General features: G+C 37.7%; 15 protein-coding genes. 3 read left to right on the forward strand and 12 right to left on the reverse strand.

Going from position 1 to position 16,244, the window contains the following annotated elements:
• Window positions 1-102: 102 nt before the first annotated feature.
• From N3C60_09055 to carA, 12 genes are all read right to left on the reverse strand, one after another.
• Window positions 103-1,815, reverse strand: a complete 1,713-nt coding sequence (locus N3C60_09055; GenBank protein MCX8085054.1) for a nickel-dependent hydrogenase large subunit — start codon at window positions 1,813-1,815, stop codon at window positions 103-105.
• A 12-nt stretch (window positions 1,816-1,827) separates the two neighbouring features.
• A complete protein-coding gene (locus N3C60_09060; protein ID MCX8085055.1) occupies window positions 1,828-2,931 on the reverse strand; it encodes a hydrogenase small subunit in 1,104 nt (367 codons plus the stop codon).
• 146 nt (window positions 2,932-3,077) lie between these two features.
• Window positions 3,078-4,778, reverse strand: a complete 1,701-nt coding sequence (locus N3C60_09065) for a S1 RNA-binding domain-containing protein (GenBank protein ID MCX8085056.1) — start codon at window positions 4,776-4,778, stop codon at window positions 3,078-3,080.
• A complete protein-coding gene (gene ispH / locus N3C60_09070) occupies window positions 4,768-5,613 on the reverse strand; it encodes a 4-hydroxy-3-methylbut-2-enyl diphosphate reductase (GenBank protein MCX8085057.1) in 846 nt (281 codons plus the stop codon). Before ispH ends, N3C60_09065 begins: the two co-directional genes overlap by 11 nt.
• 3 nt (window positions 5,614-5,616) lie before the next feature.
• Window positions 5,617-6,273, reverse strand: a complete 657-nt coding sequence (gene cmk, locus N3C60_09075) for a (d)CMP kinase (GenBank protein MCX8085058.1) — start codon at window positions 6,271-6,273, stop codon at window positions 5,617-5,619.
• Window positions 6,266-7,555 carry a 3-phosphoshikimate 1-carboxyvinyltransferase gene (gene aroA, locus N3C60_09080; GenBank protein ID MCX8085059.1) on the reverse strand — a complete coding sequence of 430 codons (1,290 nt, stop codon included), beginning with the start codon at window positions 7,553-7,555 and terminating at the stop codon, window positions 6,266-6,268. Before aroA ends, cmk begins: the two co-directional genes overlap by 8 nt.
• Window positions 7,555-8,376 (reverse strand): prephenate dehydrogenase/arogenate dehydrogenase family protein, encoded by an 822-nt coding sequence (locus tag N3C60_09085; protein ID MCX8085060.1) that lies wholly within the window; start codon window positions 8,374-8,376, stop codon window positions 7,555-7,557. The genes aroA and N3C60_09085 overlap by 1 nt, the downstream gene beginning before the upstream one ends.
• Window positions 8,377-8,379: 3 nt before the next feature.
• Window positions 8,380-9,399 carry a 3-deoxy-7-phosphoheptulonate synthase gene (gene aroF / locus N3C60_09090; GenBank protein MCX8085061.1) on the reverse strand — a complete coding sequence of 340 codons (1,020 nt, stop codon included), beginning with the start codon at window positions 9,397-9,399 and terminating at the stop codon, window positions 8,380-8,382.
• Window positions 9,396-10,493: a histidinol-phosphate transaminase gene (hisC, locus tag N3C60_09095; protein MCX8085062.1), complete on the reverse strand. Its 1,098-nt coding sequence runs from the start codon at window positions 10,491-10,493 to the stop codon at window positions 9,396-9,398. The genes aroF and hisC overlap by 4 nt, the downstream gene beginning before the upstream one ends.
• The gene (gene pheA, locus N3C60_09100; protein MCX8085063.1) at window positions 10,490-11,560 is read right to left on the reverse strand and encodes a prephenate dehydratase; all 1,071 of its coding nucleotides are present in this window, start codon (window positions 11,558-11,560) and stop codon (window positions 10,490-10,492) included. The genes hisC and pheA overlap by 4 nt, the downstream gene beginning before the upstream one ends.
• Before the next feature lie 66 nt (window positions 11,561-11,626).
• Window positions 11,627-12,625 carry an endolytic transglycosylase MltG gene (gene mltG, locus N3C60_09105; protein ID MCX8085064.1) on the reverse strand — a complete coding sequence of 333 codons (999 nt, stop codon included), beginning with the start codon at window positions 12,623-12,625 and terminating at the stop codon, window positions 11,627-11,629.
• Entirely contained in the window at window positions 12,625-13,731 is a 1,107-nt protein-coding gene (gene carA, locus N3C60_09110) for a glutamine-hydrolyzing carbamoyl-phosphate synthase small subunit (protein MCX8085065.1), read from the reverse strand. The genes mltG and carA overlap by 1 nt, the downstream gene beginning before the upstream one ends.
• A 237-nt stretch (window positions 13,732-13,968) precedes the next feature.
• Between carA and def the strand changes: the two genes are divergently transcribed.
• From def to N3C60_09125, 3 genes are all read left to right on the forward strand, one after another.
• Complete coding sequence (gene def / locus N3C60_09115; GenBank protein MCX8085066.1) at window positions 13,969-14,472, forward strand: peptide deformylase; 504 nt, start codon at window positions 13,969-13,971, stop codon at window positions 14,470-14,472.
• A gap of 47 nt (window positions 14,473-14,519) precedes the next feature.
• Window positions 14,520-14,909 (forward strand): class II SORL domain-containing protein, encoded by a 390-nt coding sequence (locus N3C60_09120; GenBank protein ID MCX8085067.1) that lies wholly within the window; start codon window positions 14,520-14,522, stop codon window positions 14,907-14,909.
• Window positions 14,910-14,939: 30 nt separating this feature from the next.
• The coding region (locus N3C60_09125; GenBank protein MCX8085068.1) for a glycerate kinase at window positions 14,940-16,244 on the forward strand (1,305 nt) is incomplete at its 3' end.

Raw genomic sequence — 16,244 nt, forward strand, 5'->3', positions numbered from 1 at the left:
GATAGAGAAAAAATTCACCCAATGGGTAATCCTGACTGGACCTTCCCATACATATATAAATCGTTTGGCAGCGCAGTAATTATCGTTTTTCATGGCTCCCCCTTATAGGATTTTTACTTTTGCTTGTAACTCACCCTTTTCATCATAAACATGAACTGCACATGCAAGACATGGATCAAAGGAGTGAATGGTCCTTAATATTTCAAGGGGTTTTTTAGGGTCTGCAATTGGGGTACCTATCAAAGATTCTTCGTACTGTCCCCTAATACCTTTGGCATCCCTTGGTGAGGCATTCCATGTTGAAGGAACTACAGCCTGGTAATTTTTTATCTTTTTGTCTTCGATGACTATCCAGTGACCCAATGCACCCCTTGGTGCTTCGTGCCAACCATAACCTTTTGCTGTCTTTGGCCAGGATGCTGGTTCCCATTTTTCATTGTTATGGATAGCAAGATCACCCGTCTTTATGTTTTGTACGAGCATGTCTACCCATTTTGGTAGCCTGTTTACGACTATGAGGGTTTCAATTGCTCTTGCAGCAGTTCTACCTAATGTGGAGAAGAGTACTTCTGGTCCAACATTCAACTTCTTCAGTACCAAATCGACGGTTTCTTTTATCTCCTTGTGTCCCTTTGCGTAGCCTATCAGCATCCTTGAAAGTGGTCCAACCTCCATTGCCTTATCATCGTATCTTGGTGCTTTTACCCATGAGTATTTGTTATCTGTGTCAAGGTATTCATAAGGTGGTTTGGGTCCTGTATACTTCCAGTTTTGTTCACCATCATAGGGGTGCTTAGCTTTGTCGTCACCACCGGTGTATTCATACCAGGAGTGTTTGACGTATTCTGTAACTTTTTCTTGGGAGACAGGCAATACTTTGGACAGATCACCATTTAATATGACACCTGATGGGAACCATAGGTTATTCGGAAATCCGTCTTGACCTTCAGGGAATTCCCCGTAAGATAGATAGTTTTTATGGCCAGTACCTATTTTTGCCCAATCCAAATAGAAGGGGGCTACTGCCAAAACATCTGGGATATATACCTGCTCAACAAACTCTTTTGCCATAGCAAAATACTTATTGATTTGGGCAATTTTGTCTGCATTGAGTGCATTTTGGCTTGTTGGATCAACAGGGATAGACATACCACCCACCAAGAAAGTCTGGGGATGTGGGTTTTTAGAGCCTAAAATAGCATGAACTTTGATGATCTCTTTTTGTAAATGTAGGGCCTCCAGGTAGTGGGCTACAGCCATCAGGTTTGCTTCTGGTGGAAGTTTGTATGCTGGGTGTCCCCAATAGGCATTGCCAAAAGGTCCAAGCCTTCCAGTTTTAGCAAAAGCAGCCACTTTGTCTTGTACTGATTTAAAGTAGGCTTCACTTGAATATTTCCACGGGGAAATTGATTGTTGTAAAGCAGCTGTTTTCTTCGGATCAGCCTTAAGAGCTGAAACAATATCCACCCAGTCAAGGGCGTGCAGATGATAAAAATGGATTACATGATCCTGAACCAACTGAATACCTATTATAAGATTCCTTATCATCTCTGCATTAAAAGGTACTTTAATATTTAATGCATTTTCCACAGCTCTTATAGAGGCTATAGAGTGTACAGTTGTACAGACACCACAAAATCTTTGGGTAAAATACCATGCGTCTCTAGGATCTCTCCCTTGTAAGATCTTTTCAACACCTCTAAACATTGTGGAGCTTGACCACGCATCCACTATCTTACCATTTTCTACCTTTGCTTCTATCCTTAAATGCCCTTCTATCCTTGTAATTGGGTCAACAACAACCTTCTGAGCCATACAAAAACCCCCTTATTTATTATCTTCTTCTATATCAACTTCATTATTTTCTACTTTTTTAATAAGGCCCCTGTTTCTAATAAGGCTAACAATACCATGTGTACCGAAAATAACAGCAGAAGCACCCACGATAGCTGTCCCAATCTTAGTTGCGGTGGCTTCTACGCCAAATCCGGGGACATTTGGTAACCTATGGTAAAGTGGAGTCATGGTATCCCAAAAACCTGGTTCACTACATCCTGCGCACCCATGCCCGGCCATAACAGGCCAACTTAACCCTTCATTCCATCTTAAAGTGGGACAGTTATGGAAGGTTTCTGGGCCTTTACAACCCATCTTATATAAACACCATCCTTTTCTGTGGGCATCATCGCCCCACGTTTCAACAAATTGCCCTGCATCAAAATGGGCTCTTCTTTCACAATTATCATGTATCCTTTTACCGTATGCAAATTTGGGTCTTAAAAATTTATCCATAGCAGGGGCAGCACCAAAAAGAAGATAGTGTACTATAGTCCCTGTTAGATTATCCACATTCATAGGACAACCTGGGAGGTTTATCACAGTTTTGTGGGGGAGGATTTCCTTTACACTTTTTGCACCTGTTGGGTTTGGATATGCTGCAGGCAGACCACCGTAAGCAGCGCATGTTCCTACTGCTATAATAAATGCAGCGTCTTCACCAACTTTTTTTAGTATATCTACGGCTGATTTACCACCGATTGTGCAGTATACTCCATCATCTTTAACAGGGATAGAGCCTTCTACAACAACGATATACTTCCCTTTGTATTTTCCCACTGTGGCATCTTTTGCTTCTTCTGCTTGATGACCAGCTGCAGCCATGATTGTCTCATGGTAATCTATAGACAAGTAGTCTAAAACTAATTCTGCAACTGAAGGTCTGTCAGCTCTTAATAAAGATTCTGAGTCTCCAGCACAATCTTGAAATTCAAGCCATATCACAGGAGGTCTTTTGTCGGACTCTATAGCTTCTGCTACTCTTGGAGCCAAAGATGGTGATAAAGCCAACATACCACTTAAGGCGGTGCAATACTTGAGGAAATCCCTTCTACTTATACCATATTCTTTCAAAAAATCGGTTACTTTGGACATAGATAAACCTCCACTTGTTAATTTCAATTATATTATATAGTATGTTTTTACAATGTCAAGTTAAAGTCGTACTTACATTGTAATATACAGAATAAATTTTTATGGTCTGAGTTAATTATTGATAAAAAAACTGATCTGGTAATAACCTATTGTTGATCGCTATTGTTTAATTTCTCTTTTAGTAGAGAGCCTAAACTAAAAGAATCATTTTCCTGTTTCTGTAGTTTTTTCATGTACTCCTTGACCTCAGAACGTTCAGTATCTTGTTTGAATTTTTTTATACTAAGAATGATACTTCTATTCTTGGGGTCAACCTTTATAACGGTTGCTTTGACATTGATCCCTACTGGGTATGTTTCAGATACACTTGATTTGGTGTCATCTACCTCTTTTAATGGAACAAAACCTTTTACCCCTTTACCAAGATTTAAAATCAAACCATCCTTTTCGATAGCATCAACATTGGCTTCTACTACTTTACCTACAGGATAAAGCTTATCGATCTCTTTCCATGGGTTTTTTTCGAGTTGTTTGATCCCCAAAGCTATTCTTTCTTTCTCTGGATCTATTGCAAGGATTTTTGCTTCTATTATATCACCTTCTTTAAACCTCTGACTTAGATCTTCTATCTCTTCTGTCCAAGATATATCGGATTTCCTTACAAGACCGTCAACTACACCACCAAAATCCACAAAAAGTCCGAAATCGGTGATATTTTTTATCTTGCCTTTAACGATAGAGCCTTCAGGATGTTCTCTTTTGAAGATATCCCACGGGTTTTCCTGTAGAGCCTTTATCGATATTATAAACTTCTCTTTCTTATCATCGATATCGATTACTCTACCTATTACCAGATCCCCTTTATTGAGACTAACATTGGATTTCTTAATCCAACTAATCTCTTCATAAGGAATAAATGCCTCCACACCTCTATCGATCTCAGCAATATATCCATTTTTAACCCTTATGAGGATTGTAGCTTTTACTTCTGAGTTAATTTGATATTTCTGCTTTGCTGATTCCCATGGATTGGGTTTTAGAGCTTTGATGCTAAGCTCTATTTTAGCGTTTTCCTTATCTATCTTAATTATCTTAGCTTCTACTTTATCATCGATTTCATAATATTTTTCAATCCTTGAAATCCTACCCCAATCTATATTCTCCTTTGCCACAAAGCCATCTATGGGACCTAAATTTATGAAAATACCATATTCTTTGATCGATTTAACAGTTCCTTTAATGATATCACCTTCTTTAAGGGACTCGATAAACTTCTTTTTCTCCTCTTCTTGGGATTCGATAAGGTATTGCTTTCTGGAAGCTAAGGCGGTTTTACTCTTGCCGTCGAACTTGAGTATCTTACAGTTGAAGATTTTTCCTAAATAGTGTTGGGGCTCTTTTATTTTATTTTTGTGGTCTATTTGATGATCAAGAATATGGATCTCCACCTCACCATGCTTACCTATAAACTTTTTATTCTTATCATCGTATTTTACAATCTTTACACTAACAGGTTTATGTTTTTCGATGGACTTTAATATTTCGTCGATATCATGTTTAAGAGACAGACCTTTCTTAGAAAGTCTAACGTATGAGCCTCCACCAGATACCGAAACAACTTCTAACTCCACTTCTTCACCGATTTTTACGATTAATTCCCCATCTTTTTTAAATTCTTCGATGTCAACGACACCTTCAGTTTTATAGCCAAAATTTACAAATACATCATTATCATTTATTCCAACTACTACCCCTTTAACTATAGACCCTTTTTGGGGTGGTGTGAGTGTTTCTTCAAGCATAGATTTAAACTCTTCAAACTCTTGTTGAGCAACCCTATCTTCCATCATTTACTCCATTTAGATATTCTATTACATCGTGTATGATATTTTTTGGTGTACTTGCACCTGCTGTTATACCTACTTTATTTACTCCTATTAGAGTCGATTTGTCAATCTCTTCTTTTGTTTCTATATGAAAAGTTTTAGGGCAGATTTGGGAACATATCTTATACAGTCTTCTGGTATTGGCACTATTTTTTCCTCCAACAACAAACATTACATCCACTATTTCTGCTAATTTTTTTGCTGCATTTTGTCTTAACGTTGTTGCGTTACAGATTGTGTTAGATATTTTAAGCTCTTTTGTTTTGGTTTTTAATATATTTGCTACTTCATCAAATGCAGACTTTTCCTGAGTTGTTTGGGCAACCAAACCGATTTTATCTTTGGGTTCGATCTCCAAAGCTTCAGAGGGGGTGGAGACGATGACATAGTCACCTTCTATATAACTTGCGATCCCTTTGACCTCAGGATGATCTTTTTCACCAAATATTACAACAAAGTAGCCGTTTTTACTTAATTCGATTGCTTCGTTATGGGCTTTGTTCACATAAGGGCATGTGGCATCAATGATGTGAACGTTTTTCATGAGAAGGATATCTTTTTCTGATTTTTCGATGCCATGGGATCTTAGAATAACTATGGAATTGGGGGTAAGTTCATCGGTATTGGTTAATACATCTACACCTTTTGACTGTAGTTCTTTTACAAGCTGAGGGTTATGAATAATGGGACCCAAAGTATAGATTTTTTGATGTTCTGTTGCGGCATTGTTGACTATTCTAACAGCTCTTTCCACTCCGAAACAGAAGCCTGAATGTTGCGCTACATAGATCTCCATATACTAAAACCCTTTTTCTTTTATGATCTGTTCTATCTTTAAGATGACTTCATCTATGGTAAGACCAGTAGTATCGATCTCTATTGCGTCCTCTGCTTTTTTTAAAGGGGCACTATTTCGGTTGATATCTGCATGGTCTCTTTTTATAATCTCTTCTAATACAGAGGGGAATTCTACAGCTAACCCATTTTCTAACATTTCCAAGTAGCGTCTTTTGGCTCTTTCCTCTGGGGAAGCGGTAAGAAAAATCTTAATGGGAGCTTCAGGCATGACGACAGTGGCTATATCCCTACCATCCATGATAACTGGGGAGTTTTTTGCTAAAAGCTTCTGTTTTTCTGTAAGAATTTTTCTTATTTCTGGTAAGGCTGAGACCTCACTGGTTTTTGCTGTGACTTCAGGTAGCCTAATCTCATTGGTTACATCTAATATATTGTTGTTAACTTTAACAAAAACTTTTTTGTCTTTTATGGTAATTTCAACGTTGTTTAAAAAATCGATAAGGGACTGGGGTGTTAGATTGTATTTTAACAAAAGCCACGCAGCTGATCTGTAAAAGGCACCGGTATCGACGTAGGTCAAGCCGTATTTTTCAGCAATCTTTTTCGATATTGTACTTTTACCGCTCCCAGCAGGTCCGTCTATAGCTATTTTAAGCAATGGTTACCTCTAAAGACTTTATTTTGTCGAGGAAATCAGGGAAAGATACATCTATAGCATCTATTTCGTCAATAGAAATATTGCCAAACCTTTTGGCTAAGAGTATATTGATCATGGCAATTCTATGGTCATCAAAGGATTTAAGTAGTATATCACCTTTTTTAAGCTCTTTTAGCGGGTAAACTTTCAAACCATCTGGGTACTCTTCCACTTCACCACCTATAGCTTGAATATTATAAACAATAGACTTTATCCTATCTGATTCTTTGACCCTTAGTTCTTCTGCATCTCTGATCTCAAGTGGAGCTTCTGAGAAGAGCCCTAAAGTGGCTAATATGGGGATCTCATCTATTATGTTGGGTATTATTTCACCCGATACTTTGCCCCCTTTTAATCTTTTATGTTTTATAAAGATATTACCTGTTGGTTCCGCTTTGCTATCTGTATAATTTACTTCTATGTATGCTCCTAGTTCTTGGAGTATCTTTAAAAAGCCCGTTCTCGTTGGGTTCAAGCCTACACCTTTTATCTCTATCTCTGAATGTTCAAACATGATGGAAGCACCAAGAAAAAAAGCAGCTGAGGAGAAATCACCTGGGACAATCAGTTTTTGTGGGTATAATTCTTCTGGTCCTTTGACGGTGATCTTTTTTCCGTCTACAGATATATCCACACCAAAATCCCTTAGCATTGTTTCTGTATGGTTTCTTGTGGTTTCTTTTTCTGTGTAACTGGTGTAGCCTTCCAGTTGTAGCCCAGCGATCAAAACGGCACTTTTTACCTGGGCACTATTTACGGTAGCAACTATATCGGCGGGGTACATTTTAGCAGGTAGTATAGTCATAGGTAGAAACCTATCAGCCCTAAGTCTAATATCTGCTCCCATCTCGGAAAGGGGTTTTTTTACTCTATCCATAGGTCTTCTTCTTAAAGATGAATCCCCTGTTAAGACAATGTATTTTGATCGTGGGGCAAAGACGCCGGTGATCAACCTTGAGGTTGTCCCTGAGTTTTCACAGTTTATTACATCTGAAGGTTCTTGAAAGTGTTTATAGCCTTTTGAACATATTTTAAAACCATTTTCAATCTTTTTAAATTCTACACCTGCAGCCATCATAGCGTTCATAGTTGCAATCGTATCCCTTGACATGAGGGGGGTTAACACCTCTGAGATACCTGTAGCCATTGCGGAAAAGATAAAAGCTCTGTGAGTTATCGATTTGTCTGATGGAACTGTTACTGACCCCTTTAGGGTGTATACTTTATCGAAGGTAACCGTCATCACATACCTCGCCTTATGTTACTTATTTTTTCTATTTTAGAATACAGTTGTTTTCTATTTTGTGATGATATTAGCTGTTTCCATTCTTCTAAGAGCTCAATATAGTCATCAATAATATTTATAAGGTTCTCTTTGTTGTCAATGAATATATTAGACCACATAGTGGGGTCACTACCTGCTATTCTTGTAAAATCCTTAAACCCACCACCGCTAAAGCTGAAGGCTTCTGGATCTTTTTTTTGTACTATCTCCACCAGCAAAAAGGCAGCTAAGTGGGGAAAGTGACTTACAAGGGAGAATATTCTGTCGTGCTCCTTTGGGTCCATGTGGATTACCCTCATTCCTATCTCTTTGTGAAGAGCTTCTAAAAGTTCATAGTGGGGTGCGTTTTTGTTTGTTAGTATATGTACGGCATTTTTAAAAATATCTGGGTCTGAGTGCTCAAAGCCAGATTTTTCTCTACCTGCTATTGGATGACCTCCGCAAAAGGTTAAATCAAAGTTACTGGCTAATTTTTCTATACTCTCTTTTGTGCTAAGGGCATCAGTAATTGGGATATCACAATCGATGTCACCAAGGTGTAAAACGACCTCTTTGGCAGCCTCTATGGGTAGTGCGATGTATAAAAGGTCTAAATTGTGTTTTAATAGGTCATCTATTTCTAAGCAGACATCTTCAAAGATACCAGAGTTTTTGGCCAATGAGATGGTTTTTTCATCCAGATCTAAGCCGAAAATGTTATGGTCTTTTAGTTTAAAAGCTTTTGAAAATGAGCCCCCAATTAAACCTAAACCTATAATGCCTATGTTTAATCTTTTCAATCTCTACTCTTCAATATGTTTTTCTAATGTGGCAGCAATGACTTTAACCCTTTTCATCAAAAGATCAAAATCATCTGGAAGTATCGATTGATCCCCATCACTTAGCGCCTCTTCTGGGCAGTGGTGTACCTCCACCATAAGCCCATCAGCGCCAGCAGCAATAGCTGCTTGTGCCATTGGTAGTATGCAATCTGCTCTACCTGTTCCGTGACTGGGATCAGCTATAATGGGCAAATGGGACATGCTTCTAATAACTGGAATAGCTGAAAGATCAAGTATGTTTCTCGTTTCTGTGTCGAAGCTTCTGATCCCCCTTTCACATAGAATGATATCACTGTTACCCTCTGAAGCAATATATTCTGCAGCCATGAGAAATTCCTTTATTGTTGCTGATAGGCCCCTTTTTAAAAGTACGGGGATTTTGGCTTTGCCAATCTCTTTTAATAATCTAAAATTTTGCATATTTCTTGCACCAATTTGGGCGATATCGGTGTACTTTAAAACCAGATCGATGTCTCTTGGGTCCATCACCTCTGTGACGACAAGCATACCAAATGCATCTGCAGCTTCTCTAAGATACTTAAGCCCCTCTTCCCCTAATCCTTGGAAAGCGTAGGGTGAAGTGCGGGGTTTGAAGGCACCCCCTCTGAGTATTCTTGCTCCAGCTTTATAGACCCTTTCTGCGATATAGAATAACATATCCCTACTTTCAACAGAACAGGGACCAGCCATTACAGCTATATGTTTCCCACCTATTTTTATTCCCTTAATATTGAGGACTGTGGGCTCTTTTTTGAAATCTTTACTGACCAGCTTAAATGGTTTTAGTATTGGTACTACCTTTTCAACACCTGGGAATGTGGAAAGGGGTTTGTCTCTTAAGGCTCTTTCGTCTCCAATGGCACCGATTATTGTTCTTTCACCGGCGTTTGAAAGGTATGTTTTAAAACCATACTGTTCAAGCTTCTGGAGTATATGATCAATCTCTATCTCAGTTACGTCAGGTTTAAGCACTATTATCATTTATTGAGCACCTTTTTGAGCTTATTGATAAAAATTTCATTTTCTTGGGGTGTCCCTATGGATACCCTAACATACTCTTTTAAAAATGGACCTAAAAATCTTACAATTACACCCTCTTTTAATAACTTTTCAAATACATCTTTGCCGTCACCTACATTTACCAAGATGAAGTTTGCCTGTGTTTCGATAAAATCAAGCCCCATCTCCTTGAACTGTTTGTATAGATATGCTTTGCCTTCTCGGTTTACTTTTATAGAGTTTCTGACAAAGTCTTTATCCTCAAGTGCCGCTATCGCAGCAATTTGGGCAACCATATTTACATTGAAAGGTTGTCTAACTCTGTTTAGCATATCAATACAATCGGGATGACCGAAAGCGTAGCCTATTCTAAAACCTGCAAGGCCATAAGCCTTAGAAAAGGTACGCATACTCAATAGATTATGATACTTATCCATTAGTTTTAAACTGTTTGGATAATCAGGTGCATCCACATATTCTATGTATGCTTCATCAAGTACTACGATCGTTTCCTTTGGTACAAATTCTAGAAAATCAATTAACTCCTCTTCTGGAAAATAAACCCCTGTTGGGTTGTTGGGGTTTGCTAAAAACACTATTCTTGTTGTTTCTTCAACAGCTTCTTTAATTTTAGAAAAGTCTATTTTAAATCGTTCCCCTGTTGGGACCCATTTGCAGAAATTACCATTTGCTTGGGCTATTATACCATATACTGAAAAGGATGGAGCATAGGATAAAACGTGTTCACCTGGTTTTACAAAGGTTCTAATGGCAAGCTCGATTATCTCATTTGAGCCAGTACCAAATATAATCCTTTCTGGTGCGACATTAAGAAATCTGCTCAGCTCCTGTCTAAGGTAGAAGGCATCCCCTAACGGGTATCTGTTCATCTCATGAAGAGCTTCAGTGACTGCCTTTATAACTTTATCTGAAACCCCTAATGGGTTTTCATTTGAAGCGAGTTTTATAGCTTCTTTTATACCGAGCTCCCTCTCAAGCTCTTTTATTGGTTTACCGGGCTGGTATGGTATTAGAGAACTGATTTTGTCTCCTGCTAATTTTTTGTAGTCTATCATTTAACCCCCTTTGGATATGATCCTAATATTTTCATAAAAGATACGTTTTCAGAGAATTTTTCAAGAGCTTTTTTTATCTTTTCTGTTTTGCAGTGACCATCTATATCAACGTAAAAAATATATTCCCATGCCTTTAATTTAGATGGCCTTGATTCTATTTTTGTCATATTGATCTCTTCTTCGGCAAAGGATTTTAGCGCCTGAAATAGGGATCCAGCTTTGTGGGTGACGCTAAAAAGAATAGATGTTTTATCGTTTCCTGTTGGTTCTGGCTCAAAGTTACCAATGACAAGAAATCTGGTGAAGTTGTTTGTCATATCTTCGATATTTCTATAGATGATCTTAAGGTTGTATTGCATCTCTGCCATTTCTGATGAGATGGCTGCTATTGTTTCATCTGAGGCAGCAATCTCCGCTGCTTTTGCAGTGGATTCAACTTCAACAATCGGTATGTTTGGCAGGTTATCTGTTAGCCATTTCCTACATTGGGCGATGGCATGGGGATGGGAATAAACCCTTTTTACATCTTCAATTTTGCCTGTGAGATTCATGAGGTGATGGGAGACTTCTAAAAATATCTCACCGCATATCTTCAGATTTGATTGACTAAACATGTCTAATGTATGATTTACAACACCCTCTAAAGAGTTTTCTATAGGTACTACACCGTAATCGCATCTCTTTTTTTCTACATCTTCAAAAACCTCTGGGATACTTCTACATGGTATCGGTTTGACTGATAAACCAAAATGTTTGATGGCAGCTAAATTGGTGAATGTCCCCTGAGGACCTAAGTACGCTACCTTTTGCACCTCTTCCAGTGAAAGTGATGCGGATATAATCTCCCTGAAGACATTCCTAAGGGCATCGTTTGGGAATGGTCCGGGATTTAAAGCTTTTAACCTTTCATAGATTGCCTTTTCCCTTGATGGAACATATAAAGGAGCATTTTGGGCTTTCTTGATATGACCGATTTCTATGACCAGTTTTGCTCTTTCGTTAAGTAGCTGTAATATAGTGTTATCTATTTCATCGATCTTTGATCTTAACTCTGAAAGTCTGTCCATAGCCAGATATAACAAAATGTATCAAAATATTCAACAGGTTTTTATCCTCTGATATGTTTTGGATTGTTACCTCGAAAGCTGATATTTTTTTATATTGTTCAGGTGTTCGTTATAATCTTTGGCAAATATATGGGATCCATCGTTTTTGGATACGAAATAGAGATAGTTTGTGTTAGCTGGGTAAGCTACACCCTTTAAAGCCCCAATAGATGGATTGCAGATAGGGGTTGGGGGAAGGCCTTTATGGGTGTAGGTATTGTAGATATTATTTTCATCTCTTAAATCAGTTTTTCTTAAGTTACCATCAAATTTGGTACCTAAGCCGTAAATGATGGTTGGATCAGATTGTAGGGGCATCCCTAGTTTTAATCTATTAATAAATACAGAGGATACAATTGGATATTCAGATTCCAAGTATGTTTCTTTCTGAACAATAGATGCCAGAATCAGCCCTTCATAGAAGGTTAAGCTAAATCTTTTCAGATTTTCTTCAAAGTTTTCAGGTAGCTTTTGTAAAAAGTTTTTATAAGCTTGTTCTATAAATATTTCAGCAGTAACATCGCTGGTGATAAAGTATGTGTCTGGATATATAAAGCCTTCAAGAGAGGGGTAGGGGTATCCTGTTAATCGGGTGATAAATTTTTTATCTTTGCTAAGGCGTAAGAAAGCTTCTGAGTCTATATCACTGGTTTCTTTGAGTTTCTGGGCGATGTCATTTATTGTAAAACCTTCTGGGATTGTTATCTTAAACCTACTTTCTTTACCATCTTCAATGTTTTTAAGGAATTCGTTAAGCGTAATATTGTCTGCTTCATAATAACCGAATTTCATCTTTTCTGGAAATCTCTTTACCTTTTTTAGGTAGAGGTCGAACAAAAAAGGGGGGGACACCCCCTTTAAGAGCTTTTCATAAACTGTACTAAATTTTTCACCTTTCTTTATTTTTATGGCTGTTGTTATCCTTTGGTTTTCTAAAAATGATTCATTTGTATATATCCAAAACCCAAGTAAAAAGGATAGTACAAAGATAGGTATCAGTAAGATTGTGATGGCTCTAAAAAACATCAAAGCAACTCGACAAACCTTCTGAATAGGTATTTGGCATCATGGGGGCCGGGACCGTTTTCAGGGTGGTATTGAACGGCAAATACAGGTTTTGTTTTGTGTTTTATACCCTCTACGGTATTGTCATTTAGGTTTATATGGGTTATTTCAAATTTGTCCAGTATATCGTTTATTTCAACAGCAAAACAGTGGTTTTGAGCTGTGATCTCCACCTTACCAGTGGTTAAATCCTTTACCGGTTGATTTCCACCATGATGACCAAACTTTAACTTATACGTGGAACCACCATAGGCTAGTGCAAGAAGTTGATTTCCCAGACAGATTCCAAAGGAGGGGTAGTACTCTGTGACTTTTGCTACCGTTTCTATGGCGTAGTGTAATGGCGCAGGATCACCGGGGCCGTTTGAAATAAATACACCGTCAGGTTTTAGTTTTTGGATCTCATCAAAGCTGGTTTTGGCTGGTACCACAGTAACTCTACACCCTTCATCCACAAGGTATCTCAATATATTCCTCTTTATACCAAAGTCTAATGCTACCACATGTTTTTTAAATTGACTTGGTTTGTAAAAGCCCCCCTGTAGCATCCAACTACCTTCTGTCCACTCATAAGGCTCTTGGCAAGTTACATATTGGACTAAGTCTTGACCTACAATTGATGGTATCTCCTTCGCTTTCTTTTTGAGCTTTTCTATGTCTGTTTCCACTGTGGATATGATGGCGTTCATGGAGCCAGCTTCTCTGATATGACGAACGACCATTCTTGTATCTATCCCTTCTATCCCAATTATTCCATATCTCTTTAAAAAATCACCTAAGGAGACTGTGGCTCTGTAGTTGGAGTAAATTTGGCTATACTCTTTTACAATAAAAGCAGATACAAAGGGTTTTACTGATTCAAAGTCTTCTTCATTTATACCGTAGTTACCTATCAGTGGGTAGGTCATTGTAACCATTTGACCATAGTATGAAGGGTCAGTGAGGATCTCTTGATACCCGGTCATAGAGGTATTGAAAACTACTTCTCCTGCAGATTCACCTTCTGCACCGAAACTCTTTCCTTCCATTACAAGGCCATCTTCAAATACAAGGTAAGCTTTAGACATAATTTCTCCACGAATTTTTTGATAATTTAATACATCTTTAAAAAACCTTCAAGGATATTTTAAAATACTTTTAAGAGTTTGTATTGAGATTTTGATATTTTAAGGTTTGTATAAAATTTTCTATTGAGTAATCTTGCTAAAAAGGTTATTTTTTATGAAGAGGTATTTTTATACTTTTTTGGTATAAAATTGTTGACAAGTAAATTAAAAAGATTATAATTTAGGATAGAGGTGACAATGAAGCTTGAAATATTAAAGTTTCCTGACCCAAGATTGAGGGTAAAGGCTGAAGTGGTTAAAGTTTTTGATGAAGAATTAAAGCAAATTGTTTATGATATGGCTGAGACGATGTATGCTGCTCCAGGTATAGGTTTAGCTGCTACCCAGGTGGGCATTAACAAAAGGCTTTTCATTATAGATTTGTCTAAAGAAAAAAATGATCTTAATGTCTTTGTAAATCCGGTGATACTGAATAAAGAAGGTGAAGTATGTGAGGAAGAGGGGTGTTTGAGTATACCAGGGGAATATGCAAATGTTACAAGGGCTATGAAATTGGAGCTTTTGGCCCAGAATCTTAAAGGGGAAGAGTTTATTACTAAGGCTGAAGGTTTACTTGCAAGGGCCATTCAACATGAGATAGATCATTTAGAAGGTGTACTTTTCTTGGATAGGTTACCTGCTTTTAAAAGGGAGTCACTGAAGAAGCATATAAAGAAGAGGCAGTTAGCTGGAGATTATTGATAATTGTGCTATAATAGAAGCATAAAAAACTACAGGAGGAATGGATTATGCCAATTCAAGATTTAGTAAAAACTGCAGATTTTAAGTCGGAAAAACATGTTCCAGTAATCGAATGCCCTAATGGGATTAAAAAGGGGGAATATTGTACGATTGAGGTTTCAGTTGGGAAAGAGATTGCTCATCCAAATACCACAGAACACTACATAGGATGGATAAGTCTTTATTTCAAACCAGCGAGTGGAAAACCCGTTTACAATCTGGGTAGAGCTGAATTCTTGGCTCATGGTGAATCGATTGAAGGTGCAAACAAAGGTCCAGCTTATACGAATCCAGTGGCATGTTTTAAGGTCAAGTTGGAGGAATCAGGTACCCTTGTAGCAGTAAGCTACTGTAATATTCATGGACTCTGGGAAAGCCAGGTGGATATCACATTATAATAAAAGGCGGAAAATTCCGCCTTTTTTAAAATGAAGAATAGATATTACCAAGATCTTCAATTTATTTTTAACGAATCTATAAAAGCTGTCAAACCTGACAATGCAATAAGAAAGTACATATCCTTAGAAGAGAATGTTTTATCTTTAGCAAGTGACAGGATCCCTTTGGTTGATATTGAACGTATATTTGTTGTTGGAGCAGGTAAAGCAACAGCACCAATGGCAAAAGCTGTGGAGGATATTTTAGGAAGCTTAATCGATGAAGGTCAGATAGTGGTTAAATATGGTCATACTGAAAATCTTAAGTTCATTAAGATTATAGAAGCTGGTCATCCAATCCCTGATCAAAAAGGTCTTGTTGGGGCTGAAGGGGTAGTTGAGCTGGCCATGAAAGCTAATAAGAGGGATCTTGTGCTCTGTTTGTTGTCTGGAGGTGGTTCGGCGCTTTTGCCGATGCCTGCTAAAGGTTTGACTCTTGAAGATAAGCAAGAGGTTACAAGACTTTTGCTTAGATCTGGTGCTACAATCCATGAAATAAACACCATTAGAAAACATATCTCTGGTATTAAAGGTGGTTTTTTGGCAAGATACTGTTATCCCGCCAAATTATTTACTTTTGTGGTATCTGATGTGATAGGTGATGATTTGAGTGTGATAGCATCTGGGCCTACTTATCCAGATAATTCTACTTTTCAGGATTGTGTTGATATACTCGTTAAATATGAGATCTTAGATCTGATTCCTCTAACTGTTAAAAACCACATTTTAGAAGGTAAAAGTGGTTTGAAACCAGAAACACCTAAAAGCAATGATGAATGCTTTGAGAAAACAAAAAATATTATCATTGCAAACAACAGAATAGCTATTGAAAGTGCATACAATACAGCCTTAAAATTGGGATATGAAGTGGAGATTTTAGCTTATGATTTAGAAGGTGAAAGTAGGATTGTTGCAAAGAGTATCTTAACTCAGATAATGGATAAAATAAAAATTTATAAAGGTACAAAGGATCTATGTTTTATAGCTGGAGGGGAAACAACTGTTACTGTAAAGGGTGGTGGTCTTGGTGGCAGGAATCAGGAGATGGCTTTAAGTGCTGCGTTGATCCTTCATAATGGTCCAGAGATCTTTTTTATGTCATGTGGTACAGATGGTAACGATGGGCCAACAGATGCTGCAGGTGCTATTGTGGACAATTCAACGGTAAGTAGAGCCTTGTCTATGAATATTGACCCGTCTTATTATCTTGAAAGTAACGACTCATATAACTTTTTTAAAAAAGTTGGAGGTCATGTGATTACTGGACCGACTAATACTAATGTTATGGATTTACAG

This window comes from Calditerrivibrio sp., from assembly GCA_026415135.1.
GTDB lineage: Bacteria > Chrysiogenota > Deferribacteres > Deferribacterales > Calditerrivibrionaceae > Calditerrivibrio.

What these genes read in the sequence shown, in the direction of transcription:
- aroF (MCX8085061.1), bottom strand. Translation starts at nt 9,399, where the DNA reads ATGATAATAGTGCTTAAACCTGACGTAACTGAGATAGAGATTGATCAT.
- hisC (MCX8085062.1), bottom strand. Translation starts at nt 10,493, where the DNA reads ATGATAGACTACAAAAAATTAGCAGGAGACAAAATCAGTTCTCTAATA.
- N3C60_09055 (MCX8085054.1), bottom strand. Translation starts at nt 1,815, where the DNA reads ATGGCTCAGAAGGTTGTTGTTGACCCAATTACAAGGATAGAAGGGCAT.
- N3C60_09060 (MCX8085055.1), bottom strand. Translation starts at nt 2,931, where the DNA reads ATGTCCAAAGTAACCGATTTTTTGAAAGAATATGGTATAAGTAGAAGG.
- pheA (MCX8085063.1), bottom strand. Translation starts at nt 11,560, where the DNA reads ATGGACAGACTTTCAGAGTTAAGATCAAAGATCGATGAAATAGATAAC.
- carA (MCX8085065.1), bottom strand. Translation starts at nt 13,731, where the DNA reads ATGTCTAAAGCTTACCTTGTATTTGAAGATGGCCTTGTAATGGAAGGA.
- mltG (MCX8085064.1), bottom strand. Translation starts at nt 12,625, where the DNA reads ATGTTTTTTAGAGCCATCACAATCTTACTGATACCTATCTTTGTACTA.
- def (MCX8085066.1), top strand. Translation starts at nt 13,969, where the DNA reads ATGAAGCTTGAAATATTAAAGTTTCCTGACCCAAGATTGAGGGTAAAG.
- ispH (MCX8085057.1), bottom strand. Translation starts at nt 5,613, where the DNA reads ATGGAGATCTATGTAGCGCAACATTCAGGCTTCTGTTTCGGAGTGGAA.
- N3C60_09065 (MCX8085056.1), bottom strand. Translation starts at nt 4,778, where the DNA reads ATGGAAGATAGGGTTGCTCAACAAGAGTTTGAAGAGTTTAAATCTATG.
- N3C60_09120 (MCX8085067.1), top strand. Translation starts at nt 14,520, where the DNA reads ATGCCAATTCAAGATTTAGTAAAAACTGCAGATTTTAAGTCGGAAAAA.
- aroA (MCX8085059.1), bottom strand. Translation starts at nt 7,555, where the DNA reads ATGACGGTTACCTTCGATAAAGTATACACCCTAAAGGGGTCAGTAACA.